This is a genomic window from Okeania hirsuta, from assembly GCF_003838195.1.
Taxonomy (GTDB): Bacteria; Cyanobacteriota; Cyanobacteriia; order Cyanobacteriales; family Microcoleaceae; genus Okeania; species Okeania hirsuta.
Genome location: NZ_RCBY01000545.1, coordinates 1 through 1,752, shown reverse-complemented (window position 1 = coordinate 1,752; position 1,752 = coordinate 1). Strand labels below are relative to the sequence as shown.

Genomic DNA, 1,752 nt, shown 5'->3' with positions numbered 1-1,752 from the left:
CTTCACTCCGCTTTATTACCCGCGTGTCGTTATTCAACCAGCCGTTAAAACGGGCGCTGCGTACTTCCTCCCGAAGCTTTTTAGGTTTTTATGCAAAGGTTTTGATACAGTTGAATTTACTATTTTGTTAAGTATAATTTAATACTACAGCAGATATTTCATCAACTACTTTAATTCGTCCTCTATAAATTGAACGAATTAGTCGGTCTATTGAGCGTTTTTCATATTCTTGTAAAGATTCATCAAATATAGCAGCCATTAATCCATAGCGGTCAGCTAGGGTAATGTAGCCGTTTTCATTGGCTTGAGCGAAAAGGTCTCCTAACGCACATGGAAGAAGATGGACAGGAGGATCTACAGACATAAGAATCACCTTTAAATTTTAGAGTTATAGTATTAATAATTTTTCATTGTTACATACTTATGCAACATTAATATAGTAAGTGTGATCACATACTAATAGTGATTAAAATCACTATTAGTATGTGACAACTAACAATGGGCTTAGTGACTTATGTTGCAAATCACTAAATTTAAAATTTTCCGGAAAACTGTACTAAGTATTAGGAACATATTAGGTGTACCTTAACCTTGTGGGAGCAACAGTATAACCAAAGTTCAATACTTTACTAACCATATTCTCAAATTTCAGGCTGAAAATTTTGATACAATTTAAAAAAAAAATCTGTAAAAAAGTGTTGACAAAGCTGATAGAAAAAAGTTAATATAATATCAAAAGCAAAAGACAGTCAGCCTAATCCGGCAAGTAAAGACACAGTAAGAGTGTAGCTGGAGCGGAGGAACCAAATACAGGGGGCTTATCTCTGATTAGAAGTCTTTGAATGTAGAAAAACAAAGATACAGAGAAGGGAATCTCTCAGCCCTAGCCCGTCAGCTAACTTCGTAGGCATTGAGAGGAGAATGAAGAGCCAACTTTCTATGAAAATTTAGACAGATTGTCAATTCAGTATCCTTGGTTTGTATAGGTCTGATTTGTTGCGCCCGATAAACCTGACTCTGACGATCTAAAATAATGTTAGAAAAACTGAATATTCCCTTTTTTGCGACGCTTGCCGTAGTTATTGTAATACCTCAACAAGCTGTATGGAAGCGCATCTGTCGCTTCGTCACGCCTGAATTAGTTTTATTACCGGCATTAGGATTCTTTTGGACTATAGTGTTGTGTTCTATGGTTAATACCTTTTTAACAACCTTCATACCCAGTCCTTGTTTGCCAACAGTTATCAGCACAGCTATAAACGTTTCTAAAGTTTCCAGAGGATACTTAGGAGTAGCTCAAGCTTTCTGGCAGTGTTCTGGTAAAACTCAGAATGTAAATGCTCTGTCTATTCCGCAAGTTGGTTCTCAACTAGAACAAGCTTACGCATCTGTTTAACACATATTATTGCAACATTATATTTAATAGGTACTACCTTACATGATTTTATCATTGCAAGGTAGTACTTGTCATTTGAAAAATCGGTGTTGATAAATTATAGCGCTGTGCGCAGGCAACAGTCAACAGGCAACAGCTATTCTGGAGGAATAAATTGCCGATAATATAGACTTTTAGCTATTTAGCCCCTCCTGCAATTTGTAAATATACCAACGCTCATTGCTATACAAGATGAAAATTGTAGGGGCAATCCCCCAATGATTAACCGGGATAGGTTATATCATGTTCCCCCTCCGGGGGAGCTACGCTAACGGTTGAATACTTATAAATGACTGTTGTGAGTCCTCAGGAGTCAG

Annotated in this window: 2 protein-coding genes and 1 riboswitch; of the genes, one reads left to right on the top strand and one right to left on the bottom strand. The window is 36.9% G+C overall.

Features of this window, described 5'->3' with window-relative positions; all coding sequences use genetic code 11:
• Window positions 1-127: 127 nt before the first annotated feature.
• On the bottom strand, window positions 128-364 hold the full coding sequence (locus D5R40_RS32685) for a hypothetical protein (protein WP_124146874.1): 237 nt from the start codon (window positions 362-364) through the stop codon (window positions 128-130).
• A gap of 377 nt (window positions 365-741) precedes the next feature.
• A riboswitch (cyclic di-AMP (ydaO/yuaA leader) is annotated at window positions 742-925 on the top strand.
• A gap of 108 nt (window positions 926-1,033) precedes the next feature.
• Here D5R40_RS32685 and D5R40_RS32680 point away from each other — a divergent pair.
• Window positions 1,034-1,396, top strand: coding sequence for a hypothetical protein (locus D5R40_RS32680; RefSeq protein WP_124155865.1), 363 nt, complete (start codon window positions 1,034-1,036; stop codon window positions 1,394-1,396).
• The last annotated feature ends 356 nt before the right edge of the window (window positions 1,397-1,752 follow it).

What these genes read in the sequence shown, in the direction of transcription:
- D5R40_RS32685 (WP_124146874.1), bottom strand. Translation starts at nt 364, where the DNA reads ATGTCTGTAGATCCTCCTGTCCATCTTCTTCCATGTGCGTTAGGAGAC.
- D5R40_RS32680 (WP_124155865.1), top strand. Translation starts at nt 1,034, where the DNA reads ATGTTAGAAAAACTGAATATTCCCTTTTTTGCGACGCTTGCCGTAGTT.